This is a genomic window from Pseudosulfitobacter sp. DSM 107133 (genome assembly GCF_022788695.1).
Taxonomy (GTDB): domain Bacteria; phylum Pseudomonadota; class Alphaproteobacteria; order Rhodobacterales; family Rhodobacteraceae; genus Pseudosulfitobacter.
In genome coordinates this window covers 1-25,639 of the sequence record NZ_CP085156.1, presented here as the reverse complement: position 1 = coordinate 25,639, position 25,639 = coordinate 1, and the positions used below count along the sequence as shown (strand labels likewise).

Annotated in this window: 25 protein-coding genes and 3 pseudogenes; 12 read left to right on the top strand and 16 right to left on the bottom strand. The window is 62.0% G+C overall.

The window, feature by feature from the left end; all coding sequences use genetic code 11:
- Positions 1–18 precede the first annotated feature (18 nt).
- The 10 genes and pseudogenes from DSM107133_RS20215 to DSM107133_RS20175 all read right to left on the bottom strand — a co-directional run.
- Positions 19–273, bottom strand: a pseudogene (locus DSM107133_RS20215) (helix-turn-helix domain-containing protein); the annotation flags it as partial.
- 125 nt (positions 274–398) lie between these two features.
- Positions 399–1,739, bottom strand: coding sequence for a sigma-54 dependent transcriptional regulator (locus DSM107133_RS20210; RefSeq protein WP_114295579.1), 1,341 nt, complete (start codon positions 1,737–1,739; stop codon positions 399–401).
- Between the two features lie 14 nt (positions 1,740–1,753).
- Positions 1,754–1,879: a hypothetical protein gene (locus DSM107133_RS25010; RefSeq protein WP_275890971.1), complete on the bottom strand. Its 126-nt coding sequence runs from the start codon at positions 1,877–1,879 to the stop codon at positions 1,754–1,756.
- Between the two features lie 34 nt (positions 1,880–1,913).
- Positions 1,914–3,116, bottom strand: a complete 1,203-nt coding sequence (locus DSM107133_RS20205; protein WP_114295323.1) for a formate dehydrogenase subunit gamma — start codon at positions 3,114–3,116, stop codon at positions 1,914–1,916.
- A 98-nt stretch (positions 3,117–3,214) separates the two neighbouring features.
- On the bottom strand, positions 3,215–3,808 hold the full coding sequence (gene fdh3B / locus DSM107133_RS20200) for a formate dehydrogenase FDH3 subunit beta (protein WP_114295324.1): 594 nt from the start codon (positions 3,806–3,808) through the stop codon (positions 3,215–3,217).
- 12 nt (positions 3,809–3,820) lie between these two features.
- Positions 3,821–6,808, bottom strand: coding sequence for a formate dehydrogenase subunit alpha (locus DSM107133_RS20195; protein WP_114295325.1), 2,988 nt, complete (start codon positions 6,806–6,808; stop codon positions 3,821–3,823).
- Positions 6,809–6,955: 147 nt separating this feature from the next.
- Positions 6,956–7,162 carry a twin-arginine translocation pathway signal protein gene (locus DSM107133_RS20190; RefSeq protein WP_114295326.1) on the bottom strand — a complete coding sequence of 69 codons (207 nt, stop codon included), beginning with the start codon at positions 7,160–7,162 and terminating at the stop codon, positions 6,956–6,958.
- A gap of 59 nt (positions 7,163–7,221) precedes the next feature.
- Positions 7,222–7,827 carry a molecular chaperone TorD family protein gene (locus DSM107133_RS20185; protein WP_028956833.1) on the bottom strand — a complete coding sequence of 202 codons (606 nt, stop codon included), beginning with the start codon at positions 7,825–7,827 and terminating at the stop codon, positions 7,222–7,224.
- Positions 7,824–8,417, bottom strand: coding sequence for a DUF3306 domain-containing protein (locus DSM107133_RS20180; protein ID WP_114295327.1), 594 nt, complete (start codon positions 8,415–8,417; stop codon positions 7,824–7,826). The genes DSM107133_RS20185 and DSM107133_RS20180 overlap by 4 nt, the downstream gene beginning before the upstream one ends.
- Positions 8,414–8,953 carry a DUF3305 domain-containing protein gene (locus DSM107133_RS20175; protein WP_114295581.1) on the bottom strand — a complete coding sequence of 180 codons (540 nt, stop codon included), beginning with the start codon at positions 8,951–8,953 and terminating at the stop codon, positions 8,414–8,416. Before DSM107133_RS20175 ends, DSM107133_RS20180 begins: the two co-directional genes overlap by 4 nt.
- A 379-nt stretch (positions 8,954–9,332) precedes the next feature.
- Here DSM107133_RS20175 and DSM107133_RS20170 point away from each other — a divergent pair, with 379 nt between their 5' ends.
- Genes DSM107133_RS20170 through DSM107133_RS20150 form a run of 5 tightly spaced genes read left to right on the top strand, consistent with a single transcriptional unit; the run spans position 9,333 to position 13,800 of the window.
- Positions 9,333–11,288: a 4Fe-4S binding protein gene (locus tag DSM107133_RS20170; protein ID WP_114295328.1), complete on the top strand. Its 1,956-nt coding sequence runs from the start codon at positions 9,333–9,335 to the stop codon at positions 11,286–11,288.
- A 27-nt stretch (positions 11,289–11,315) separates the two neighbouring features.
- Positions 11,316–11,519 carry a DUF6494 family protein gene (locus tag DSM107133_RS20165; protein ID WP_114295329.1) on the top strand — a complete coding sequence of 68 codons (204 nt, stop codon included), beginning with the start codon at positions 11,316–11,318 and terminating at the stop codon, positions 11,517–11,519.
- A gap of 3 nt (positions 11,520–11,522) precedes the next feature.
- Entirely contained in the window at positions 11,523–12,593 is a 1,071-nt protein-coding gene (locus tag DSM107133_RS20160; RefSeq protein WP_114295330.1) for an Mrp/NBP35 family ATP-binding protein, read from the top strand.
- The gene (locus DSM107133_RS20155; RefSeq protein WP_114295331.1) at positions 12,590–13,306 is read left to right on the top strand and encodes a biotin/lipoate--protein ligase family protein; all 717 of its coding nucleotides are present in this window, start codon (positions 12,590–12,592) and stop codon (positions 13,304–13,306) included. Before DSM107133_RS20160 ends, DSM107133_RS20155 begins: the two co-directional genes overlap by 4 nt.
- Complete coding sequence (locus tag DSM107133_RS20150; protein WP_275890972.1) at positions 13,303–13,800, top strand: DUF6505 family protein; 498 nt, start codon at positions 13,303–13,305, stop codon at positions 13,798–13,800. The genes DSM107133_RS20155 and DSM107133_RS20150 overlap by 4 nt, the downstream gene beginning before the upstream one ends.
- 47 nt (positions 13,801–13,847) lie before the next feature.
- On the opposite strand, the gene DSM107133_RS20145 is transcribed toward DSM107133_RS20150, so the two are convergent.
- The 3 genes from DSM107133_RS20145 to DSM107133_RS20135 are packed head-to-tail and all read right to left on the bottom strand — an operon-like array spanning position 13,848 to position 16,071.
- Entirely contained in the window at positions 13,848–14,657 is an 810-nt protein-coding gene (locus DSM107133_RS20145; RefSeq protein ID WP_114295583.1) for a substrate-binding domain-containing protein, read from the bottom strand.
- Complete coding sequence (locus DSM107133_RS20140; RefSeq protein ID WP_114295584.1) at positions 14,657–15,367, bottom strand: ATP-binding cassette domain-containing protein; 711 nt, start codon at positions 15,365–15,367, stop codon at positions 14,657–14,659. Before DSM107133_RS20140 ends, DSM107133_RS20145 begins: the two co-directional genes overlap by 1 nt.
- Positions 15,367–16,071 (bottom strand): ABC transporter permease, encoded by a 705-nt coding sequence (locus DSM107133_RS20135; protein WP_114295332.1) that lies wholly within the window; start codon positions 16,069–16,071, stop codon positions 15,367–15,369. Before DSM107133_RS20135 ends, DSM107133_RS20140 begins: the two co-directional genes overlap by 1 nt.
- Before the next feature lie 321 nt (positions 16,072–16,392).
- Here DSM107133_RS20135 and DSM107133_RS20130 point away from each other — a divergent pair, with 321 nt between their 5' ends.
- The 5 genes and pseudogenes from DSM107133_RS20130 to DSM107133_RS20110 form a co-directional block, all read left to right on the top strand.
- On the top strand, positions 16,393–17,307 hold the full coding sequence (locus DSM107133_RS20130; protein WP_114295333.1) for a metal ABC transporter substrate-binding protein: 915 nt from the start codon (positions 16,393–16,395) through the stop codon (positions 17,305–17,307).
- Between the two features lie 176 nt (positions 17,308–17,483).
- Positions 17,484–18,320, top strand: coding sequence for a manganese/iron ABC transporter ATP-binding protein (locus DSM107133_RS20125; protein ID WP_205387918.1), 837 nt, complete (start codon positions 17,484–17,486; stop codon positions 18,318–18,320).
- Positions 18,317–19,213: a metal ABC transporter permease gene (locus DSM107133_RS20120; protein WP_114295335.1), complete on the top strand. Its 897-nt coding sequence runs from the start codon at positions 18,317–18,319 to the stop codon at positions 19,211–19,213. The genes DSM107133_RS20125 and DSM107133_RS20120 overlap by 4 nt, the downstream gene beginning before the upstream one ends.
- Positions 19,210–20,046, top strand: a complete 837-nt coding sequence (locus DSM107133_RS20115; RefSeq protein ID WP_114295336.1) for a metal ABC transporter permease — start codon at positions 19,210–19,212, stop codon at positions 20,044–20,046. Before DSM107133_RS20120 ends, DSM107133_RS20115 begins: the two co-directional genes overlap by 4 nt.
- 32 nt (positions 20,047–20,078) lie before the next feature.
- Positions 20,079–20,408: pseudogene (locus tag DSM107133_RS20110) on the top strand (hypothetical protein); the annotation flags it as partial.
- A 79-nt stretch (positions 20,409–20,487) separates the two neighbouring features.
- On the opposite strand, the gene rpsU reads toward DSM107133_RS20110, so the two are convergent.
- Positions 20,488–20,691 (bottom strand): 30S ribosomal protein S21, encoded by a 204-nt coding sequence (gene rpsU, locus DSM107133_RS20105; protein ID WP_114276987.1) that lies wholly within the window; start codon positions 20,689–20,691, stop codon positions 20,488–20,490.
- Between the two features lie 515 nt (positions 20,692–21,206).
- On the opposite strand from rpsU, the pseudogene DSM107133_RS20100 reads away from it, so the two are divergent.
- A pseudogene (locus tag DSM107133_RS20100) lies at positions 21,207–21,284 on the top strand (IS6 family transposase); the annotation flags it as partial.
- A gap of 218 nt (positions 21,285–21,502) precedes the next feature.
- Here DSM107133_RS20100 and DSM107133_RS20095 read toward each other — a convergent pair.
- Both DSM107133_RS20095 and DSM107133_RS20090 read right to left on the bottom strand, forming a co-directional pair.
- On the bottom strand, positions 21,503–22,588 hold the full coding sequence (locus DSM107133_RS20095; RefSeq protein ID WP_114295338.1) for a ParB N-terminal domain-containing protein: 1,086 nt from the start codon (positions 22,586–22,588) through the stop codon (positions 21,503–21,505).
- Positions 22,575–23,966, bottom strand: coding sequence for an AAA family ATPase (locus DSM107133_RS20090; protein WP_114295339.1), 1,392 nt, complete (start codon positions 23,964–23,966; stop codon positions 22,575–22,577). Before DSM107133_RS20090 ends, DSM107133_RS20095 begins: the two co-directional genes overlap by 14 nt.
- A 494-nt stretch (positions 23,967–24,460) precedes the next feature.
- Between DSM107133_RS20090 and DSM107133_RS20085 the strand changes: the two genes are divergently transcribed.
- Positions 24,461–25,639 (top strand): replication initiation protein, encoded by a 1,179-nt coding sequence (locus DSM107133_RS20085; RefSeq protein ID WP_240310682.1) that lies wholly within the window; start codon positions 24,461–24,463, stop codon positions 25,637–25,639.

The following is a 25,639-nucleotide window of genomic DNA, read 5'->3' as shown; positions in this document are numbered from 1 at the left end:
GTCAAAGAACTGCACGCGAAGATCAGGGTGAATGATCATCTTGCGATGGATCGCGCGGCGCTGCTCATATTTGTCCTGAGCGACGAGCGCGTGATACCCGTTTAGCTCAGGAAGTTCGTCGTCCGTGTACCGATTACGCTTAATGTCTCGGTAGATCGTGGACGGGTCGCGACCCAGTCGATCCGCGATCTCTGAAATCGGCATTTTGCCTTCAAGCCACTTTGCAAGCTTGCGACGTTCGTCCAGCTTCAGGTGACAGTAGTGGGTTCCCATTCTTCATCCTCCGTGCAACTCTCTGTTTTAGTAAAGAATTTGCACTTCGTTTGTGAATCCACCCACCTACAACCCGTCGGCGTATAATCTGTCTTATGTAATATACTTCCCCACCCGGAACCGCGTCAGTCTGGCGCCACCTCGCCCCAGGCTTGCAGTTTGCGGTCGATGGTCTTGCGCGACACGCCCAACCGGCGCGCGGCTTCGGCGCGGTTGCCGTTACACAGGTCCAGCATATGCAGCATGTGCCGTTGCACCACCAGTTCCAGATCTTCGATAGCGCGGGCGCCCGCGACCGATCCTTGCCCCGAAAATTCGTCGGGAAAGAACCCCAGGATCACCGAGCGTTCGATCAGGTTGCGCAATTCGCGCACGTTGCCGGGCCAGTCGTAGCGGCGCAGTTTCAGCAGGGTGTCGGCATCCAGCCGCAGCGCAGGCATGCCCAAAGCGGTCGAAAACTGCTCCATGAACAGTGCGGCCAGATCGACAATATCTTCCGAGCGGTCCTTTAGCGGGGGCATCTCGATCTTCATCACGTTGATGCGGTGATACAGGTCGGCGCGGAACCGCCCCTCGGCCACGGCCTTCTCCAGATCGGCATTGGTGGCGAACAGAAACCGCAGGTCCAGCGGAATCTCGCGTTCGGCCCCTTGCGGGCGAATGCGCTGGTCTTCCAGCACGCGCAGAAACGCCGCCTGCAAGGGCTCGGGCATCTGTGCCACCTCGTCCAGAAACAACGTCCCACCGTCCGCCAGCAGCAGCAAACCGGGTTTCAGCGTGGCGTCGCCCTCGACCGAGCCGAACAGCTCGGGCACAATCCGGTCGGGTGCGATGGCAGCACAGTTCACCGCGACAAATGCCTTGTCGGCGCGCGCCGACATCTGGTGCAACTGACGCGCCGCCAGTTCCTTGCCCGTGCCGCTGCCCCCCGTGAACAGCACCGGCGTGGGCAGTGGCGCCAGACGTTTCAGCAGATCGCGCACCGCGTTCAGCGCGGGCGACTTGCCCAGCATCCGCACCGTCGATCCCGCGTGCAATTCACGCCGCAGCAACGTGTTGTCGCGGCGCAGGTTCTTGCGGTCCAATGTGCGCGACACAGCCCCCAAAATCTGGTTGGTGCGAAAGGGTTTCAGGATAAAGTCACTGACCCCTGCCCGCAGTGCGGCAATGGCGGTTTCCAGATCGGCATAGGCGGTGATCAGGATGGTATCGGCGTAGAACCCCTTGCGGCGCTGCTCCTCGACCCATTCCAGACCCGTCTTTCCGGGCATGATGTTGTCCAGCACCACCACATCGAAATGCGCCTTGTCCAGCATTTGCGTCGCCTCGGCAGGCGAGGCAGCCTGCGCCACCCGCTTGACCCGCGGTTCCAGCATCTTGACCAGAAAATTGCGCATACCGGGTTCGTCGTCGATCACCAGCACCGACGCGCCTTCCAGCGTGCCGCCGTATTCGTCACCCGCCATCGGCATCCCCTGCGTCAGTCCAGCCTGACGTTTTCACCAGAATAGACCTGTTGCGCGGAAAAGCCCATCTCGTGCAGGCCGAAATAGGCCGCAAGGCCGATCACGATGATCCCGGCAAAGGCTGCAAACATCACTTTCATGGCCTGTTTCCTTTTGCGTGCGTCTTTGGGGCGGTCATTCCGCAGGATTCCGGCGTTCGGTCTCTTTGACCTTTTCCAGCCAGATCGAATGGTGCTGCTCGGCCCAGTTCACGTCAACTTCGCCGCTGCCCATCGCATCATAGGCGCCTTCCATGCCCAGCGTCCCGATATAGATGTGGCCTAAGATGATCGCCATCATGACAAAGCCGATAATAGCATGCCACAGCTGCGCATATTGCATCTCTTCCTGCGGGGCCAGATCGACGGGCAAACTGCCCAAACCCGCAGCCTGCGACAATCCGCTGTCGTTCAGCACCGCGAACGTATGGCCGAACAGCGGCAGATCAAAGGGAAACAGCAGCGACAACCCCGAAGCCGACACCGACGCCCCCAGCACGATCACCGACCAGAAGATCAGCTTTTGACCGGCATTGAATTTCTTGGCGGGCGGGTGTTTCTTGCCGATGATGCCGCCGCCATAGCGAAACCATGTCAGGTCGGTGCGGTCGGGCAGGTTGTGCCAGACCCACATGGCAAACACCATCACCAGCGCGATCATGAACGCCCATGACACGTTGTTATGAATGAATTTTGACCCGATCAGCAGCACCGAATTGAATTCGTGGCCCAGATAGGGCACCAGAACCTTGCGGCCGAACAGGGTCAGCAATCCGGTCAGCGCCAGCAGAATGAACGACCCCGCGAGCATCCAGTGGGCAAAGCGCTCGATGGCCTTGAACCGCGTCACGGTGCGCCCGGCCAGACCACCCTCGACCCGCACGCGCCCGCGCAGCAAAAAGAAGATCGCCAGAACCGCCAGCGTGCCCAGCAGCAACCAGCCGCCATAGGTGGGCAACGGCCCGCGCCGGATGTTGAGCCACCACATGCCGCCGTCCTGCACCAGAACCTTGCCACGTTCGTCCATGGTGGTCACGGTCACATCAGCCTCGTTATAGCGCAGCGCACGCCATTGTTCGGCGTCCGATATGCCGCCCAACGGGCCAAGGCCCGGCGCGGAACCTGCATCGCCGCCGATGTTGTCGCGCCTGAAACTGTCGTCGATCGTCTGCCCCTGCTGGCGGCGCAGCACGTCGTCCAGCGTTTGCGCCCCGCCTGTCGCAGCACGCGGCACGTCGTTGGTCACCGCGTTTTCCGGCGGGCGCACGTCTTGTGCAGTGGCGACACCGGGCACAGCCAGCATCGCAAGAATAATGAATGCCATCAGATGGCGCAGCATGGGAAATCCCCCGCATGAAAAACGGTGAAGCGGCGGCCCGCCACAACGGGGGCCGCCAGACCTGTCATCGGCACAGACACATAGCCCGTGCCGCCGGGTTATTGACCCTTCTGGTCGTAGGCAGTGCCCCAACCCCAGGCGCCGGACCCGAAACCACGGGCCACCACACGTTCGCGGTAGATGTCCGACACCATGTCGCCGTCACCGGCCAACAGGGCCTTGGTCGAACACATCTCGGCACAGATCGGCAGTTTGCCTTCCGCAATCCGGTTGCGCCCGTACTTCTGGAACTCGGCGGCCGAGTTGTTTTCCTCGGGGCCACCGGCACAGAAGGTGCACTTGTCCATCTTGCCGCGCGAGCCAAAGTTGCCCGCCTGCGGATACTGCGGCGCGCCAAAGGGGCACGCGTAGAAACAGTAACCACAGCCGATGCACAGATCCTTGGAGTGCAGAACCACACCTTCGTCGGTCTGGTAAAAGCAGTCCACGGGACAAACGGCCATACAGGGCGCGTCCGAACAGTGCATACAGGCCACCGAGATCGAGCGTTCGCCCGGCTTGCCGTCCTGAATGGTCACCACCCGACGGCGGTTGATGCCCCAGGGCACCTCGTGCTCGTTCTTACAGGCCGTAACACAGGCGTTGCATTCGATGCAGCGTTCGGCATCGCAGAGAAATTTTGATCTAGCCATTCTCTTGTCTCCTTACGCGGGCATGATTTTGCAAAGAGTCGCTTTGGTCTCTTGCATCTGTGTGACGGAATCGTAGCCATAGGTCTGCACGGTGTTGGTGCTTTCCCCCAGAACGATCGGATCGGCACCCACGGGGTATTTGTCCCGCAGGCTGACGCCTTCCATGTGGCCGCCAAAGTGGAACGGCATAAAGGCAACGCCTTCGCCGACCCGTTCGGTGACCATGGCCTGCACCTTGATCCGCCCGCCTTCCGGCCCTTCGACCCAGACATCGGCCCCGTCACGCACACCCAGATTGTTGGCATCGCGCGTGTTGATCTCGATGAACATGGTCTGCTGAAGCTCGGCCAGCCAAGGGTTCGACCGCGTTTCGTCCCCGCCGCCCTCGTATTCGACCAGACGGCCCGAGGTCAGGATGATCGGAAACTCCTTGGAAAAGTCGTTCTTCTGGATCGACGCGTACAGCGTCGGAACCCGCCAGAACGATTTGTCCTCGTAGGTCGGATAGTCTTCGACCAGATCGCGACGGTTGGTGTACAGCGGTTCGCGGTGCAGCGGGACCGGATCGGGGAAGGTCCAGACCACACAACGTGCCTTGGCGTTGCCAAAGGGCGCACAGCCATGGGCAATCGCAACGCGCTGGATGCCACCCGAAAGATCGGTCTTCCAGTTCACGCCGCCAACTGCCTCGACATAGTCCGAGGGCATGTCACCCTGCTGCGAGGTTTCCCCCACTTCTTCGGTGCCTTCCCCGGCGTTCTCGGGGCGCTGATAGCCAGCGACCATTTCGATGGACTTGCGTTCTTCCGCCGTCAGATCACCATCCCAACCAAGGTCAATCAGCATCTGCATGGTGAATTCAGGATAGCCGTCCTGAATCTCGGACCCGACAGAATAGACACCCTCGGCCAGCAGGTTTTCACCGTCACGTTCCACACCGAAACGTGCGCGGAATGTCAGACCACCTTCGGCCACCGGCAGCGACATGTCGTACAGGTTTGCCGTGCCGGGGTGGTTCATTTCAGGCGTGCCCCAGCTGGGCCAGGGCAAGCCATAGAAATCCCCGTCTGCCGGGCCGCCAACGGCCCGCAGCGTGGTCTTGTCAAAGGTATGCTGGTTTTCCATGTGCATCTTCAGCCGTTCCGGGCTTTGCCCCGTATAGCCGATGGTCCACATGCCGCGGTTGAACTCGCGGGTGATATCCTCGACCAGCGGCTCCTCTCCGTTCACCTCGATGTTGCGGAACATGCGATCCGCAAAGCCGAACTTGGTGGCGAACTTGTACAGGATCGTGTGATCGGGCAGCGATTCAAACAGCGGCTCGACGACCTTTTCCCGCCATTGCAGCGACCGGTTCGACGCGGTGACCGAGCCAGAGGTTTCGAACTGCGTCGACGCGGGCAACAGATAGGTGTTGTCGGTGCGGTCGTGCAGCACGGCGGAAACGGTGGGATAGGGATCGACCACGACCAGCAGGTCGAGTTTTTCCATCGCCGTTTTCATTTCCTTCTGACGGGTCTGCGAATTGGGCGCGTGACCCCACAGCACCATCGCCTTGGTGTTGTCGGGCTGTTCAAGGTTTTCGCGTGCCTCAAGAACACCGTCGATCCAGCGCGAAACGGGAATGCCCGTCAGCCCCATCATCTGCTTGTCCTTGCCATCGGCGCCCTTGATGGTGCCAAAGCGGCCCTTGAGCCAATCCAGATCTTCCTCCCAGACGCGCGCCCAGTGGGCCCACGATCCGGCAGACAGACCGTAATAGCCCGGCAGCGTATCCGCCAGAACGCCCAGATCGGTTGCCCCCTGCACGTTGTCGTGGCCGCGGAAGATGTTGGTGCCACCGCCGGCGGTGCCCATGTTCCCCAGCGCAAGCTGAAGGATGCAATAGGCGCGGGTGTTGTTGTTGCCGTTGGTGTGCTGCGTGCCACCCATGCACCAGATCACGGTGCCGGGGCGGTTGTTGGCCAGCGTGCGGGCCACGCGTTTCAACTGTGCTTCGGGCACACCTGTCACACGTTCGACCTCGTCCGGTGTCCAGTTGGCCACCTCTTTGCGGATTTCGTCCATGCCCCAGACACGGGTGCGGATGAATTCCTGATCCTCCCAACCGTTGTCGAAGATATGGTACAGAATGCCCCAAACCAGCGCCACGTCCGACCCGGGCCGGAAGCGCACGAATTCGTCCGCATGGGCCGCCGTACGGGTAAAGCGCGGATCGCAGACGATCAGCGGCGCGTTGTTCTGTTCCTTGGCTTTCAGCAGGTGCTGAAGCGAAACAGGGTGCGCCTCGGCGGGGTTGCCGCCGATGATGAAGATCGCCTTGGAATTGTGGATGTCGTTATAGCTGTTGGTCATGGCGCCATAGCCCCATGTGTTCGCAACACCCGCAACCGTGGTCGAGTGGCAGATACGCGCCTGGTGATCGACGTTGTTGGTGCCCCAATAGGCCGCGAACTTGCGGAACAGGTAGGCCTGTTCGTTCGAATGCTTGGCCGAGCCCAGCCAATAAACGCTGTCGGGACCGGACGTGTCACGGATCGACGTCATCTTGTCGCCGATCTCGTTGATCGCCTGCTCCCAGCTGATGCGCTGCCATTCGCCGCCGACTTTCTTCATCGGGTACTTCAGGCGGCGTTCGCCGTGGGCGTGTTCACGCACCGACGCCCCTTTGGCGCAGTGGGCGCCCAGGTTGAACGGGCTGTCCCAGCCGGGTTCCTGCCCGACCCAGACACCGCCCGACACTTCGGCGATGACCGTGCAGCCCACCGAACAGTGGGTGCAAATGGATTTCTTGATTTCGATGGCGCCTGTCGCCGCTGCCGTTGCGGCATTGGCTTGTTGGACGGTGCCGCCTGTCGCAGCAATGGCAGCAAGGCCGCCAATGGCCAGCCCTGAACCGCGCAGAAACGCACGGCGGTCGATCTTGGACCGGGCCACGTCAGACAGGATACTTGTCCGCTGGGGGCGTCGCGCAACCCCGTTGGTCTTTTTCCTCAACATATCTTCACTCCCTGAACGCGGGTCTTGGCCCGCATCTGGTGGCTAATGGATGGCAATTCGCAGTCGGGCGTCACGCAACCAGTCGCTTATTGCCGGTGTTGCAGGTCCGGGAACGGGCCGTGCGGTGTCTTGGGTCCGGGCCGAAGCCTAGAACCGCGCGCTGGCGTAATAGGCGCGGGTGTGTGCGGTGTCCTGCATCTTGTCCGATGACAGGTCTGCCTCGACGGGGGCGGCCTGCGCCTCGGTCGTGCCGGTGGCCACGGCAACCGCAGCCAGCGGTGCGGCGGTGCCCGCAAATTTCAGGAACGCACGCCGGTCCTTGCGGACCTTTGGTGCGTCGGATTGCTTGGTCATCTTTGCCTCCTCTTGGTAAAATCAGTGTTGCGCGAACCAGTGGCCCGCTTGGGTGAATGTCAGGTGCCGCTCAGCCGGAAGGCCTCGGATTCGACCTCCATGAAGGCGCGGCCGATCTTGCCCACGGGCGCGTAGAAGACCGACGTTTTGGCCCCCTCCAGATCGGAAAAGAAATGTCCCGCCCAAGGGGCGATGTGTTTGCCGAAAAACGTCTTTTGCTGGTCCAGCGTGGCCGGCGTGCCAAAGCGGCCCGCGATCATCGCGCCCATCATCTCCATCAGCGATGCGATGTTGTCCTCGGGCTCGAACACCGTATCGGCCCGCGCCAGCCCCCGTGCCGCCATGTCCTGACGCAACAGCGCCAGCGGCTTTTCGTTCAGGAAGCCGGTCAGGTAATAGCTGGCATAGGGCAACAGCTCGCCCCGCCCCAGCCCGATGAACAGGCGGTTGAACTCGGCCTCGACCGTCGCGGGCTTGGTCAGCCGCGCCAGTTTGGCCAGCGTCGCAATCCCCTGCCCCAGCTCGGTGTCGTCGCCGTTCAGGCCCGCGCACTGGTCCAGCAACATGCGATCCGGCGGGCCGGACAGAATCAAACCCATAAAGTTGTACAGGTCCGCGCGCAGGCGGTCTTCTTCGGGGATCTGGGTGCCGGTCATCTGGTTCATGCGCCTGTGCTTTCTGCGTCGGGTGCCGCTGCTAATTGAAAACGCATCCGGCGGTGGGTCGGGGCGGTCAGCGGTGCATCGTCGTCTTCGCTGTCCTCGTGAACATAGGCCGGCGCGGTTTCGATCTGCGTGGTCTGCGGTTCGGGAACGTCCACATCGGTGGTCTGCGCAAGGATCACTTCAGCCTGCGGCGCTTCATCCTCAAGCATATCCGCGATCGGCTGCACCATGCCCTTGCCGACCTGATACAGCGTGTTCACCGTCTGACCGGCGGTCGACGCCAGCGTGTAATCGTCGTCGTAATCGTTCAGCCCGTCCAGACAGGCCAGAACCGGATTGCTGCGCCAGAACCCGCGCAGCGCCCGTGTTTTCAGCCGTTGCGGCAACTGCGCTTTCAGAAATTCCCGCAACTGCGCGCCATCCACCAGATTGTCCGGTGACGGCAGGCCCAGTTCTTCCAACAGCTCCGCATCGTCGCGCGCCTCCAGCTCGGCCTGCTCTTGCGCCTGCACCGCGGCGGCAACAGCTTGCGCCTCGCCTTCGGCCTCGGCGGCCACGGCAGCGCGGCGGCGGTCCCAGAACCCGCTCATATCATCCGCCTGCGTTTCAACGTGGGCGACGCATAGACATCGGCGCTGGTCTGCACGCGCGGATCACCGATGCCGTCCTGCTGTTGATCTGTACGCTGCTTGTCGCGGCGACGTTTCACGAACACCTCGTCCTGGTGGAACTGCTCGACAAAGTCGCGCACCCACGCCTCCAACCCCTGTGGCATGGCGACCTTCTCGACCACCTCTTCGGCGCTGTCGCAATAATCCTGCGCCTCGTAGGGCGACGCGGTGACCAGCAGCATTTCAAACGGGCGCTCGGTCGCCCCCGCAATCGGGCGCATCACCACATAGACACACGGCACCTCGGCGCCCAGCCCGTGCACATAGGCCTCGGTCTCGGCCCCGTGCAGCTCCAGCGGCAGGGTGGCGGCGTGGTATTCGGTGATCTCGCCCTCGCGGCGCAGCTCGCGCCATTGCGCGTCCGACGCACCGGGCAGCACCGCGGTCGCCTTCCAGCTCCAGCGCGCCCAACGGGTCACGCCGGGGGTCCGCCGCAGCACGACGCCCACGGGCAACGTCCGGTACATTTTCGGATTATAGATCAACTCGGGCCTCCCTGAGCCTATCCTCACTTGCCCGCCGCCCCGGTGCAAAGCGCTATCGCCCCCGATGCCCAAAAAACCCAAGTCGGCAGACAACTTGGCCACTCCCCGGCCAGCGAAATCGCCCGGACGGACGAATTGTCTAACCCGACTGTTTTCATAGGGAAAATTTGCTGCGCCTGAAAACGAATCACCTGACGCGGATGCTGCTTTGCGGCATCCACTGCGGGTACAACCCTGCGGTGCAACCACGCAGAATTGCGGTTGTGAGTGGGGCCGAAAGCCGTCTAGCTTGGGGCCTGACCGCCATCCGCCAACCGTCCGAAACGGCGTGTCCAGCAAGGGAAAAATCATGGCAAAGACGTTGATAACATGTGATTGTGAGGGTTCGCAAAGCATCGACTCTGATGCGCTGTCAAACGCCCTTGGCCATGCGGTCACACCCCCGTGTTCAGCCCTGTGCACCCGCCAGATCGACCTTGCTGCGGCTGCATTGACCGCAGGTGATGCAATTTTCTGCTGCACCCAGGAATCGCGTGTTTTTACCGAACTGGCCGAGGAACTGGGGGTGGCCCCGCCCCCCCTGCTGGACCTGCGCGATCGGGCCGGTTGGTCCGATGACCCCGCGTCGAAACTGCCCAAAATGTCCGCCCTCGCATCCGAGGCGCTGCTGAACGCCCCGCTGGAGAAGTCGCTGGATGTCACATCCGAAGGGCTGTGCCTGATTTTGGGCAATGGCGAGGCCGCGGTGCAGGCGGCGTACCAGTTGAAAGACCACCTTGCCGTCACCCTGCTGACCGACCCGTCGCAGCCCCTGCCCGACACCCGTGATTTCGATGTGATCGGCGGCACCCTGCGCAAGGCCAAGGGCGCGCTGGGGCACTTCGAGGTCACGATTGACGCCCTGCGCCAGGTCGTGCCCGGTGGCCGTGGCGGCCTGACCTATACCGCCCCGCAAGACGGCGCGATCAGCCACTGCGACGTGATCCTTGATCTCCGTGGCGCGCAGCAGCCGCTGTTCCCCGTCCACGAAAAACGCGAAGGCTACCTGCGCGCCGATCCGGCCCACCCGCCTGCCGTCGCCGCCGCCGTGCTGGCCGCGTCGCATCTGGTCGGCACGTTTGAACAACCCTTGTATGTGCGCACCGAACCTCTGCTGTGCGCCCACAGCCGCGCGGGGCAAACCGCCTGCACCAACTGTCTGGACCTGTGCCCGACCGGCGCAATCACCCCCGACGGCGACTACGTGAGCGTTGATCCGATGATCTGCGCAGGCTGCGGGGCGTGCTCTGCCGCCTGCCCGTCCGGTGCCATCAGCTATGACGCGCCGCCCGTCGATTTCACCATGCTGCGGGTGCAGACGCTGGCGCGCGCCTATCTGGATGCGGGCGGCACCGCCCCCCGCCTGCTGGTCCACGACGACACCTTTGGTTCCGAAATGATCCGCCTGTCGGCCCGCCACGGGCGCGGCTTGCCGGCCGATGTGATCCCCATGGCCCTGCCCGCCCTCGCCGCCTTTGGCCATGCCGAGGCGCTGGCGGCGCTGGCCGCCGGTTTCGCGGACGTCAGCCTGCTGTTGGGGCCGAAATCGGACCGCGACGCGATCGAAACCCAAATCGCACTGGCCCGCGCCATCGGTGGCGACGCCCGCGTGCAGCTGATCGACACGCCCGACCCTGACGCCATGTCCGACACGCTGTATAACGGCACGCCCCCCGCCCCCGTGGCCAGTCCCGTGCGCCCCATGGGCACCCGCCGCCAGATCACCCGTCAGGCTGCGCGCGCCCTGCACCCCAACGCCGACGTGCTGCCATTGCCCGCCGGTGCGCCTTATGGTGCCGTTTTGGTCGACAGTGACGCCTGCACCCTGTGCCTGTCCTGCGTGTCACTGTGCCCCTCGGGCGCATTGGGCGACAATCCCGACCTGCCGCAACTGCGCTTTCAGGAAGACGCCTGTCTGCAATGCGGCCTGTGCGCCAACATCTGCCCCGAGGATGCGATCACCCTTGCCCCGCAGCTGAACCTGACCGGCGCGGCACTGGAACAGCGCGTGCTGCACGAGGAAGAGCCGTTCCCTTGCGTCGAATGCGGCACGCTCTTTGGCGTGAAATCCACCATCGACCGGATCACCGACAAACTGCGCAACCATTCCATGTTCGCGGACGAGGGCAAGTTGCGCATGATCCAGATGTGTGATGATTGCCGCATCAACGCGCAGTATCACAGCGCCAACAACCCGCTGGCGGGCGCCGAGCGCCCCCGCCCCCGCACAACCGACGATTACCTTAGCAAGCGGCGCGATCACTGATCCGCCCGAACACAGGGAGCCACCCCAATGAGCGATGACTTCAACATGTCGATGCGCAAGTTTCTCAAACAGGTCGGCGTGACCTCGCAGCAGGCCATCGAAAAGGCCATGCGCGAGGGTGCCGTCGCCGGTCAGGCCGTGCCGGTGCGCGCCGTCATCACCATCCCCGAACTGGGCATGACCCACGAGGTCACCGGCACCATCACCGCGCCAGACGCAGAACAGGAATAAACCGTGGCAGCCACCAGAGAGGCGGTTCTGACCGCGCTCAAGACCGTCAATGATCCGGCAACCGACACCGACATCGTCGCCAGCGGCGTGATGCGCGCGCTGAACGTCGATGACACCGGCGCGGTGCGTTTCGTCATGGAAATCCCGCCCGCACTGGCCGACGCCTACAGCGAGGCCAAAGCACAGGCCGAGGCCGCGCTGGCGCAGGTCGATGGCATCGGCAAAGTGTCCATCGTGCTGACCGGCCACAGCGAAAAGGCCCCGCCCCCCGACCTGAAACCGCAACGCGCCGCCGAACCCAAAGGCCCGCAGAAAATCCCCGGCATCGACCGTATCCTGGCCGTCGCCTCGGGCAAGGGCGGGGTGGGCAAATCCACCGTATCCGCCAACCTGGCCTGCGCCTTGGCGCAACAGGGGCGGCGTGTCGGCCTGCTGGACGCCGATGTTTACGGCCCCAGCCAGCCGCGGATGCTGGGCGTGTCCGGCCGGCCCGCCTCGCCCGATGGCAAGACGATCCTGCCGATGCGCAACCACGGTGTCACGATGATGTCCATCGGCCTGATGACCAACGAGGATCAGGCCGTGGTCTGGCGCGGCCCGATGCTGATGGGCGCGCTGCAACAGATGATGACCCAGGTGCAATGGGGCGCGCTGGATGTGCTGATCGTCGACCTGCCCCCCGGCACCGGCGACGTGCAGATGACGCTGGCGCAAAAGGCGCAGGTGGACGGGGCGATCATCGTCTCGACCCCGCAGGATGTCGCCCTGCTGGACGCCCGCAAGGGCATTGATATGTTCAACCAGCTCAAGGTGCCGATCATCGGCATGATCGAAAACATGTCCACGCACATCTGCACCAACTGCGGCCACGAGGAACATGTGTTCGGCCACGGCGGCGTGGCGGCGGAAGCGGCCAAGATGGGCGTGCCCCTGCTGGCCGAGGTGCCGCTGGACCTGCAAATCCGCCTTGCCTCGGACGGCGGCGCGCCGATCACCGTCAGCCAGCCCGACAGCGCGCAGGCGGCCAGCTTTCAGGCCATCGCCCGCCAACTGATCGACGGCGGCCACGCATGACCGAAATGCTGACCTTTCCGCCGCTGCTGTGGGGGGAACCCGTGGCCACGGATGCGTTCGAACACGCCGCCATGCGCGCCGCGATGGGCTGTGACGCGGGGCTGGTGGTCTATGCGCTGGCCGGTCACATGGTGCAGGCCGCATTGGTCTTTGCGCCCGAGGTGCCCTTGCGCGACGCCATGGCGATGCTGCCGCTGTGTGGCATCGGCTTTCAGAACGCATTGGGCGCGCTGGCCCCGCCCGAGATTGCCGTGCATCTGGATTGGGACGGCGGCATTCGCATCAACAACGCGGCGTGCGGGCGGTTCCGCTGCATCGCCTCGACCACCGACCCCGACGCGGTGCCCGACTGGCTGGTCGTGGGGTTCACCCTGCCGCTCTATCCGCTGGACGACCCCGACCTTGCCGAAACCGGCCTGCGCCCGGATCAGACCGCGCTTTATGCCGAAGGCTGCTCCGAAGTGTCCCCGCCCGCACTGGTCGAGGCATGGGCCCGCCACAGCCTGCACTGGATCAACCGCTGGGACAGCGAGGGCGTCGCCCCCCTGCACAGCGAATGGCGCGGGCTGGCCTACGGCATCGGCGAAGAAACAACCCAAGACGGCAAAACCGGCACCTATCTTGGCGTCGACGAACACTTTGGCCTGCTCTTGCGCGACGCCGACACCACCCACTTGATCCCGCTGACCGCCATATTGGAGCCCAGCCCGTGACCCAGCCCGACCTGCGCAAACTTGCGCGCGCGATCCATTTCGACGAAAGCGACATGAACGTGTTTTCCAGCCCCGCGCGGACCGGGGAATGGTGCGTGTCGGGCGGGTTCGAGTTTTCCGACTGGACCGACGGCGACCTGACCGGCAAGGCGCGACAGGCCTTTGCCAACGGCTGGCTGGGGCTGGAAACCTTTGGCCGCGTGACATTCGTCGCGGTGACGCAAGTTGAGCCGTCCGAGATTGCCACGCTGACCGACATGCTGGCACAGCATTTCGTCACCTATTACGGCGCACCGGACGTGGACGCCGCCCGCCCCGTCGCCGCCGAGGAGCTGGCGCAGATGATGGACATGTGCGCCGACCACGACGCCAACACCCTGCTGACCGTGGCGCGCGAGCTGACCGACGCGGGTGTGCGCGAAAGCTTTCGCGTGATCCAGCCGCAGGATGCCGGGCTGGAACAGTTCGCCATTCACGGCGACCTGCCGGAATAGCGCCACCGCGCCCCGTTACAGGGGCGCGATGTGTCACTGATGCGGGGTTATTCCGCCGCCTTGGCGTTGAACACGAACAGCGTTTCGCCGTTGATCTTGTAATCGTTGATCAACGTCGCCGCGCGGTCCGACACCAGCCACGCCTCAAGCTTGTCGACCAGTTCGGTTTTGACATGGGCGTGCTTTTCAGGGTTCACGGGCAGATAGGCGTATTGGTTGAACAGCACCGGATCGCCCGCATACAGCAGTTCCAGATCGCCCTTGTTGCCAAAGTTCAGCCAGCTTGCGCGGTCCGACATGATGTAGGCCGGAATGCCCGACGCGGTGTTCAGCGCGGCCCCCATGCCGGCACCGACGGCCTTGTACCAGTCACCAAAGCCAGTGGGGTCCAGACCCGCCGCTTTCCACAGCGACAGCTCTTTCTTGTGCGTCCCGCTGTCATCGCCACGGCTGACGAAAGGCGCCTCGGCCTCGGCAATCGCTGTCAACGCGGTGGCGGCAGCGTCGGCATCCTTGATGCCTGCTGGGTCTTCCGACGGGCCGATGAACACGAAATCATTGTACATAATCTCGGTGCGATGTGTACCAAACCCGGCATCGACAAACGCTTCTTCGGCCTTGCGCGAATGGACCAGAATGGCATCGACATCGCCCGCCTCGCCCAGTTTGATTGCCTGACCGGTGCCGACAACCAGCAACTGAACATCCAGATCCAGATCCTTCTTGATCTCGGGCAGCAGCACCTCGGCCAGTCCCGAGTTGTTGAACGACGTCGTCACCGCCATTTTCATCACGTCCGTCGCCTGTGCGGCGGTGCCGATGGCCAGCGCCGCCAGCGTCAATGCAATCCGTTTCATCATTCCACGATGTCTCCTCTTAGAAAAGCCCGCGCCTGTGGCGTTTCGGGCCGGTTGAAAAATGTCTCTGCCGGGCCGCTTTCATGAATGCGCCCGCCCAGCAGGAACAGCACATCGTCCGCCAGCCGCCGGGCCTGTCCCATGTCATGCGTGGACAGGATCAACCGCGTACCGGTGGATTTCGCATGTGTCAGAATTTCCTCGATCTCGCGGGTGGCGCGGCCATCCAGCGCGGCACAGGGTTCGTCAAGAAACAGCACTTTAGGCTCTGATATCAGCGCCCGCGCCAGCGCCAGCTTTTGCTGCTCGCCCCCCGACAGCACCGGCGCGGCGCGGTCCAGAAACTTCTCCAGCCCCACCCGTGCCGCCCAGTCGCGCGCGCGGGCCCGCGCTTCGCCCAATGGTATCCCGCGCAGGCGCAACGGATAGATCAGGTTCTGCATCACCGTGCGGCGCAACATCACCGGGCGCTGAAACACAAACCCCTGATGGTGGCGCGCTTCCTCGGTGTCACAGGCCCAGTCGATCCGCCCCGCCGACAACCGCGCAGTGCCGTGCAACAGGTGCAACAGCGTGGTCTTGCCCGCACCGTTCGGCCCGACCACCACACAGGCGCCGGTTCCGTCCAGTGTCAGATCAATCGGCCCCACCAGAACCTGCCCGCGCCTGCGGCTTTCGATCCCCCTGGCCGTCATCGGGAACAGCTGCATCACCATGCCCCCTCGCGTTCGGTCCGGCCCAGCCAGTGGATCGCCAGATTGACCGCCACAGCCAGCCCGATCAGCACAAACCCCAGGGCCAGCGCCAGCGCGAATTCGCCCTTGCCGGTTTCCAGCGCAATCGCCGTGGTCAGCACCCGCGTGGCGTGGTCGATGTTGCCCCCCACAATCATGATCGCACCCACCTCGCCAATCGCGCGTCCAAATCCGGCCAGCGCCGCCGTCAACAAGGCGCGGCGGCAATCCCACAGCAGCGTGCGGATCTTTTGCCCCTGCGTGACGTTCATCGAAATCAGAAGATCATGGTATTCCTGCCAAAGGTCGCGGATCGACTGGTGCGCAATCGACGCGATCAGCGGCACGATGATGATGGTCTGAGCGATGATCATCGCCGTGGGCGTGAACAGCAGCCCCATGACCCCCAGCGGTCCCGACCGCGACAGGAACACATAGACGATCAGCCCCACCACCACCGGCGGCAGCCCCATCAGCGCGTTCAGGATGGCAATCACGAACCGCCGCGCGCGAAACCGTTTGACAGCGACAAAGGCCGCCAGCGGCAAGGCAATCACACAGGCCACGACCAGCGCACTCAGCGTCACGCGCAGCGACCGCAAGGCGATCTCGACCAATTCGCCATCCAGCGTCACGACCAGCCAGAACGCTTGCGCCAGACCGCTCCATAAATCGACCATACTGTATGGTCCCCTCCCCCTGCGGATGGGCACACCCAGCCGTCCTCGCGCATAGAGTGTCAGGTCACTTTCCACAGCGCCAGACCCCGTTCGCAGGAAATTTATTGCGCAGGACAGGCTGTCCGCTGTTTTTTCAACCGCCGCGCCTGCACGGGACATTTTGACCCGAATACAGGACGCACGCCTTGCTGCAATTTTCGCCGCGTGCAGCCTTTGGGCCAGTAAAACAACAAATCCCGATCCGCTCTTGCGAATGCTTCGCAATAGCAATACAAGTTGCGAGTGCTTCGCATTTTCATCAACCCGACTCAGAGGTAATACATGATCCGACTTGCTCCCCGCGCTCTTGCCATTGCACTTGCGACGACATCCGTGTTCGCGCTGAGCACCGGCGCACAGGCCGCTGACAAAAAGTTCAAGGCCGTGACCACCTTTACCGTTCTGGCCGACATGGCCCAGCACGTTGCAGGCGACACCGCCGACGTCGTGTCGATCACCAAACCGGGCGCCGAAATCCACGGCTACCAGCCAACCCCTCAGGACATCGTGCGCGCCAGCGATGCCGATCTGATCCTGTGGAACGGGCTGAATCTGGAACGGTGGTTCGAACAGTTCCTGTCAAACCTTGGCGACATCCCGTCCGTGACGCTGACCGACGGCATCGAACCCATTGCAATCACCGCCGGATCCTACGAGGGCAAGGCCAACCCGCACGCGTGGATGGGTTTGGATAACGCGCTGATCTACGTCGACAATATCGCAGATGCTTTTGCCGAATATGACCCGGAGAATGCCGAAACCTATCTGGCGAATGCAGAGGCCTATAAAACCGAAATCCGCGATGCCATCGGGCCGCTGCGCGACGAGATTGCGCAGGTACCCGAAGATCAGCGGTGGCTGGTCACCTGCGAGGGCGCATTCAGCTACCTTGCCCACGACTTTGGCATGAAGGAACTGTACCTATGGCCGATCAACGCCGATCAGGTGGGCACACCGCAACAGGTGCGGTCGGTCATCGACGGGGTCAGGAAAAACAACATTCCTGTGGTGTTCTGCGAAAGCACGGTTAACACTTCGCCCGCCGAACAGGTCGCCCGCGAAACCGGTGCCGCTTATGGCGGCGTTCTTTATGTCGACAGCCTGACCGAAGCCGATGGCGCCGTGCCAAGCTATGTCGACCTGCTAAAAGTCACGGCACAGACCATCGCGGACGGGCTGACACAAAACATGAACTGACGCTGCGCCAGGTGATTCAGCAAGCCGGGTGGTCGACGGGCCGCCCGGCACGGTTTGCATCCCGACCACGGGCAGGGAATACATAACAGCGCAAATTGCGCAACTTATCGGAGGACCATCGCTTGGCCGACAAATCTGCTGACGGCACAACCCCGGACGAAACCGATGGCGCGGGCATCTCTGCGCGCAATGTGACGGTGACCTATCGCAACGGCCACACGGCATTGCATGACGCCAGCTTTGAAATTCCGCGCGGCACCATCACTGCGCTGGTCGGGGTGAACGGGGCCGGCAAATCGACCCTGTTCAAGGCGATTATGGGGTTTGTCCCCGCCGCACGCGGCGAAATCCGCCTGTTGGGCCGCACCGTCAAGGATGCTCTGCGCGAAAATCTGGTGGCCTATGTGCCGCAATCCGAAGAGGTCGACTGGGCCTTTCCCGTGCTTGTCGAAGATGTGGTGATGATGGGCCGATATGGCCACATGGGATTCCTGCGCCGCCCCAGCCGCGAGGATCACGCGCGGGTCGCGCAGGCGCTGGAACGGGTCAACATGACCGAATTTCGCCACCGCCAGATTGGCGAATTGTCCGGCGGCCAGCGCAAACGCGTGTTTCTGGCCCGCGCATTGGCACAGGACGGCCGCGTGATCCTGCTGGACGAGCCGTTCACCGGCGTTGATGTCAAGACCGAGGACCAGATCACCCAGCTGCTGCGCGAATTGCGCGACGAGGGCCGCGTCATGCTGGTTTCGACGCACAATCTGGGCTCGGTGCCTGATTTCTGCGACCGCACCGTGCTGATCAAGGGCACGGTTCTGGCCTATGGTCTGACCGAAACCACCTTTACCCGCGAGAACCTTGAAAAAGCCTTCGGGGGCGTGCTGCGCCATTTCACACTGGGCGGGCAAGAGCTGCACGACGACGACGACCCGCGCGAAATCCGCATCATCACCGACGACGAACGCCCCTTTGTCCACTACGGCGAACGCAAAGCGGCCGAGGAAGACGCATGATCGACACCCTGCTCGAACCCTTCAGCTACGGCTATATGTTCAACGCCATGTGGGTCTCGGCGCTGGTCGGGGGCGTTTGCGCCTTCTTGTCCTGCTATCTGATGCTCAAGGGCTGGTCGCTGATCGGGGATGCCCTCAGTCACTCGGTCGTGCCCGGCGTGGCGGGCGCCTATATGCTGGGCCTGCCCTTTGCCCTTGGCGCGTTCATCTCGGGCGGGCTGGCGGCGGGGGCGATGTTGTTTCTATCGGGCCGTTCGGGTCTGAAAATCGACGTGATCATCGGCATCATCTTTACCTCTTTCTTCGGACTTGGGCTGTTCATGGTGTCGCTGTCGCCGATGGCGGTCAGCATCCAGACCATCATCATGGGCAATATCCTGGCCATTACCCCCGACGACACGCTGCAACTGGCCATTATCGGCACGGTGTCGCTGGTTGTCCTGCTGGCCAAATGGAAAGACCTGATGGTTGTGTTCTTTGACGAAAACCACGCGCGCTCGATCGGTCTGCACCCCGACCTTTTGCGTTCTGTTTTCTTCATGCTGCTGTCGGCGGCCATCGTCGCGGCGATGATGACGGTGGGCGCATTTCTGGTGATTGCACTGGTGGTGACACCGGGGGCCACCGCCTATCTGCTGTGTGACAGGTTTCCACGCCTGATTGTCGTTTCGGTGCTGATCGGGACGGTGACCAGCTTCCTTGGTGCCTATATCAGCTACTTTCTTGATGGTGCCACCGGCGGTGTCATTGTGGTGCTGCAAACAGTGATATTCCTGACTGCTTTTGTCTTTGCCCCCAAACACGGCACCCTTGCAGCCCGCCGCAAGGCAGCACAGGCCCTGCGCCCTGTGCCCCTGCCCCAGTCCCAATCCGACAAGAAAGCGCTGCCATGATCGACGCCGCCCTGCTGCCGTTCCAGTTTCCTTTCATGCAGAACGCCTTCTGGATCTGCCTTCTGGTCGCGCCGCCGACCGCGCTGTTGTCCTGCTTTCTGGTGCTCAAGGGTTGGGCGCTGATGGGCGATGCCGTCAGCCATGCGGTGCTGCCCGGCGTTGTGCTCGCGTGGATGACCGGCCTGCCATTGATCGTGGGAGCCTTTGGCGCGGGCATGACCTGCGCGCTGCTCACCGGCTATCTGTCGCACAACAGCCGCGTGAAACAGGACACCGTCATGGGCGTGGTGTTTTCGGGAATGTTCGCCATCGGGATCATCCTGTACACCTCGATCACCACCAATGAACACCTCGACCATGTCCTGTTCGGCAACATGCTGGGCGTCGGCGCACAAGACATGTGGACCGCCGGATCAATCTCGCTCGGCGTGTCGGCCTTCTTGCTGCTGAAATGGAAAGACCTGCTGCTGCACGCCTTTGACCCTGCACAGGCCAAGGCCAGCGGGTTGCGCACCGGCTGGCTGCACTATGGCCTGCTGTCTGTGCTGTCGCTGACCATCGTCGCCACGCTCAGCGCCACGGGGCTGATCCTGGCCGTTGCCCTGCTGATCACACCGGGGGCCGTGGCCTTTCTGACGGTGCGCAGCTTTGGCCCGATGATGGCCGTGTCTGTCGCGGTCTGTACGGCGTCGATGCTGCTGGGAACCTATGCCAGTTTTTTCCTCGACAGCGCACCGGCCCCGACCATTGTGCTGATCCTGACAACGATCTTTGTTCTGGCCTTCCTGCGGCGCTTGCACACCACCCGCAAAACATCGCGGATGCGGGCCTAAGGGGCTTTGTCAGGTTATTGACGTGCCCAAGCGTCGATCATCGTTCCCACAAAGGGTTGAACAACCGATCAGAGGCGTCGCATCGACACACACGACGAAGAGAAAATATCCCTCTCATGGTATGCAAGCAAACCACTGCCGGGCAATGCATGGGTCGTTTCAAATCTCTACACAAGGCGCAGCGTTTTCTATCCGTCCACGATTAGGGTCTGGACCCATTAATCTTACGTCCAAAGCGCCACCGCTTTTCCGCAGCATCCTACCGCCAATTTCGGGCTGACGCGTTCAGCCTTTGGAACAACTATGCGGCCAAGATTGCTTGGCCTGATCGGGACGCGGATCTTGGTCAAGGCGCGACATAACAACCTGACAAAGCCAAACCAAGACGCCCGCAACCAGAAGGCTGCGGGCGTTTCGTCATTCACCAAAATGAAGCATGATTTACATGCCTTCACGTTCCAATTTCTTACGCGCCAACTTGCGCGCCCGACGGATCGCTTCAGCTTGCTGTCGCGCTTTTTTCTCAGACGGCTTCTCGAAATGCTGCTTCAGCTTCATTTCACGGAACACGCCTTCGCCCTGAAGCTTTTTCTTCAAGACCCGAAGGGCTTGATCAACATTATTGTCGCGAACACTAACCTGCATGTGGCTCCCACCATCATTCATTAACAGATACCAGATAAATGACAGCAATCCGCCCGTGGCAAGAGAATTATGCATTGCCGAAACAATCTACGATACAGATTCCAGAAACCCGCCATGACAGCCAGGGTCCAAACTAGGTGTTTGATCCCATGGTTTGATGGTGCGATCCTTTCTCAGGAATGGAAGGAAGCATTATGCCCTGCCCGGCAGGGTTATGCGCAGCATGATCCCGAGAGGGGACAAGTTCGTCATGGGAGCGCCACGACCTCGTACGCCGTCAGAGCTGCAATACAGCGACGGGTCATCACGTTCGGGCCGGTCATCGCTCGAAACCTGCGCGTGGGTCAGGACCGTTCAGGTGATGTCCGGGGTAACATGTTGATGACCCCGGTGTGATCCGGCCGGGAAAATGTCATGGCGGCGCTTTTTCCCCAGATATGATATGAAAACCGCCTCGATATGCGCAATCCAATCATGTCCAATAATCTTGCGGGTGCGAAAGCCGAAAAACCCATCGCCGGAAAGCGCGCTCCGTCCATTCATGGCGAATGGATGAAACCTATGAAAAAGTAAAAGGCGATGGAACGTATTTGTAACCGGCAATCGACAAACAGGGAAACACCCTTGATTTCAAGCTTTCTGAACGCCGCGACCCGAAGGGCAACTTTCGGATGGCACCGCGCCCCTCTGTCCCTGCTCGACGGCCAAGAACTGTGGGACCGACCGGCCGAATTCCGGCCGCCCTGCCCCGCCCCGTTCCGATCCGCGACGCCCGCGACGGGCTGCGCGCTTTGGGTTTCGCCGCGAAACCTCAGGGTTTCTCCAGCAGGTTTTGCAACTCGACCATCACCGAATCCATCAAATCAGAGCTTAGCCCCCTGCCCGTAAACCGGATCAGATAGCCCTGCGAATCCGACGCGCGGTGCAAGGTGATGCCGCTGGACAAGGTCAGCGTCCGCGCATCCTGCCAGCCCGGCACCGGCAGCTTTGCCACCGGCCGCCCGCCCTTTCGGCTGTCCTTTGGCACGTCATCAAAGGCACTCAGCGCCAGCGCCAACAACGCGGCTTCCTCGGCCGGCGTGTCGGGTTCATCCGAAGCCAGCACCTCGCGCAACCGCGCCTCGCCGCCCTGACGCAAGGCCTGCGCCAGCCGCAGACCTTCCTTCTCTTTCAGCGTCTCGGGAAATTTCAGCATGTCCCCCAGCTCTTCAAAGATCAGCGCAAAAGACCGGATCTTGCTGCGTTTGGCCTTGGACGCCGAGGGGAACAGCACGTTTACCGCCTCTTCGACGTTGACGAACGATCCCTGATGCACCGCGATCACCACGATCCGCCCCCGTTCAAAATGGCTGAGCGAGGCACGAATTTCGTTCTCTTCGATCATCGCGGCAAAGGCGCCGCCCATCTGGTCAGGGTCGCGCAGGATGGCGCGGATGGTGGCGTATTTTTCCTGCTCGGTCAGGTCAAAAAGATGCTGCACCGCCTTCATGCGGCGATAGCCGGACAGCACACCATAGCGCGGACCGTCGGGCCGGGCATCTGGCAGGGCAAATACCTCGATCGGCAGGCGCAGACCGTTTAGCGCGATCGAGTCCTGAAGCTCGGTCATCTCTTCCGCGATCAGCACCGTGCGGTCGCGGATCATCGCGTCGGGCTGGATCTGGTCCAGCGGAATTTCAAGGATCACCAGCCCCTTTTCCCGCGCCTCGCGCATGGCTTTGGCGTCAGAGGAATCGCGGGCCTGTGCGCCTGCAACCATCGCCTCGGTGCTTTCTGCGGCGACCTGTGCGATGGGCGCGCCGCCGGTTTTGCGGGGTGAGGTTTCGCGGCGAAACTCTTCTTCGATCCTGCTCAGGTCGTCGGTGCTGGGTGCCTCCAGCCGTCTACGCTTTGCCATTCTCATGTGCCTCCATCTGCATATCGCGCCACCATGTGCCCAACAGGATCTCCTTGATCTCGGCCCAGGTGCGGTCAAAAGTCTCGCGACCCCGCACATAGGTATCGCGGTTGAACTCGCGGTAATCCGCCTCGTAAATGCCGTTCACCTGCTCGCCCGCCTGCCCGACCATGGCGGTCAGTTCCTGCCGGTAGGTGGTCATGAAGTCGCCAAAATAGGCCTGAATCACATTGGCCAGATCGGTCTGCTGGGCGGCGTCAAAACGGGTGATCAGGGCGCGCACGGCGTCCCATTCGAATTTCATTTCCGGCATCCCGTCCTGACGGCGCAGACGGTTTTCGCCCTCTTCGATGCTGGCAAAGGTGGAATAGAGCATGTCAAAAAACCGGCCCGTCGAATCGAACTCCAGGAAGGACGCGCCCAAAGGCACCAGCAGGATGTCAGCCGCCGACAGGGCGTTGATCGTCAGGTAGCCAAGGGCAGGGGGCGTATCGAGCAGGATGATGTCATAGTCCTCTAGTATCTGGTCCGATTGCAGGGCGTTGGTCAGCGCGTCCCACAGCGGCCATGACCGCGCCTGCATCCGCCAGACCGGCACCTGGAATTCGGCCCAGTACAGGTTCAGCTGCGCGCCGATCAGATCAATGTTGGGCCAGTGCGTTGGCTGGATCAGGTTTCGCGGCGAAACCTCAAGGCTTTCGGTTAAGGTTTCGTCAAGCGGCAGTTCGGTGGTGCCCGCAAGGCGTCGGTTGGCATTCTCGGCCTGCACATGGCGGGCATAGTCGCGCGCCAGCAGGGGAAAGGCGGTTTGCCATTCGTCCTCGACCTTGCCGCCCATGATCGAGGTCATGGAGCCCTGGCTGTCGAGGTCGATCACCAGAACGCGGTAGCCGTCGAGAGCGGCGGACATCGCCAGATGCGCCGCTGTCGAAGTCTTGCCAACGCCGCCCTTGAAGTTGGCAACGGCGATGACCTTGGCCGGTTGCCCCTTGGGGCGGAAGGATTTGTATTGCTTGGCGGCGGACCCTTCGGTGGCGAAATGTTCGCGCAGCGCCAGCACCTCTTCCAATGTGAACCATTTGGAGTTGCCCTCACCCGTGCCCTGCGGCAGATCCTCGTGTGCCTTGAGCACGCGGCGCAGGTGGGCGGGGGCGATGTCGAGCAGATAGCGGCAGACTTCCCATGTCGAAAACTTGCGCAGACGTTTGCGCCCGTCGGGGGAATAGCCACGCTTGGCCAGATCGTCGCGGCCCTTGGCGGCAAAGGTCGCGGCTTTTGCGAATCGCAACGTGTCGATAGGGTCGGACAGATGCGATGCGGCGGTGGCCGGATCAATGTTGAAATAGGGGGGTGGGGTTGGTTTGCCTGAAGTTGTCATGAACCCTCGGATGTATGCAAGTTTGCGCGATGTTGCCCATATCATCGCACATCAGGAGTACGAAGTGAATCGCAACTTTGTTCCGGCCCCTTCTCCTTGTTCATATCAGAGAAAACGACACAGATAGTTGTAGAATCTTTTAGATATTTAGAATCTTTGCGCCTAATTTCAGACAGGAAGTCAAAGATTTACGCAAACATGGGTGCCTGAATACAGGTTCAAAGGCGCCCGGAAACAGGCCCAGGGGGACCCAGATACAGGATAAAGGGGTGCGATTCGCGGGTTTTGGGGTGTCCGACCACGGTATTGGGCTGTTTAGGGTCACATTCCACCAGATCGTCCTGCCAGCAGAGTCAGCCAAGCCTGTAAACGGGTACCTATAGATCACGCGCGCCCGTGGAAAGCCTGTCTGTCAAAGGTATCCAGAAAATGCTTGTCGACGGGTACTGGAACACGCGATAGTGGGGCAGGCGGCACAAGAAGGAATCAAACCTTTGGCCATAGGCACAGGCAGAACAGAAGATATTCCACGCGACCAGCTGACCGGTGCCTTGCGGCGCGGGGCGGTGAAAAAACATGTGGCGGCGATCCATGTGTCGGGCAAATTGACATTGTTGCAGCGCAAGCTGTCGAATGTGCTGTTGCTGAACGCCTATGACACGCTGACCGACCAGCAGACCCATCTGATTGATGCGCGCACCCTGTGCATGATGATCGGGTATAATTCAAACGATATGGACACGCTGAAACAGTCTCTGCGCGGCCTTGCAGAGACTGTGGCCGAATGGGACATGCTGGACGACAAGGGCCAGCAGGAATGGGGCGTGTCCAGCCTGTTGAGCTATGCCAAGCTGAAGGCGGGCGTGTGCGAATATGCCTATTCGCCCGCACTGGCGGCCAAGCTGAACGATCCCAAGGTCTTTGCGCTGATCAATCTGAACATCCAGCGGCGGTTCACCAGTGGCCACGCGCTGGCGCTGTACGAGAATTGCTATCGTTTTGTGCGCACCAAAAGCACCGGCTGGTGGTCGCTGGACCTGTTCCGCCGTCTGATGGGGGTGGACGACAGCCCCTATTACCAAAGCTACAAACATCTGAACGCCAAAGTCATCAAACCCAGCGTGGCCGAGGTAAACAAGACATCAAACATCGTGGTGACGCCCGAAGTGCGCAAGCGCGGGCGCGAGGTGGTGGAGATCCGGTTTCATATTGCCGAGAACCCGCAACTGGCGATCCTTGATCTGGACGACGGCGAGGGGCTGCGCAACACGCCGGTGTACGGGCGGCTGCGCGATCTGGGGGTCAGTGACCGGTTGGCGCGGCAATGGGTCAGTGAACACGGGGCCGAACATGTCAGCCAGAAGCTGGCCTATGTGGTGGGGCAGGGCGCTGTCCAGAATCCGGTCGGCTATCTGACGGCAGCCCTGCGCGATGATTACAAACCGGCAGATGCGCCGCGTCCTGTGACCAGCGAACGCGGCGCCAAGCTGGCGCGGGTGCGCGATCTGGCGGCGGCGCGCACGCCGACGCAGCGCGATGCGGACAAGCGGCTGTTCCTGACGCAACTGGAAAGTGCGGCGGCGCGGGATGATTTCGAGCGGCATGGCTGGATGTCGGCGCTGAACTACACCGCCATCGTCGCGTTCTGGGACGAGATGGCGCCCGAGGATTAA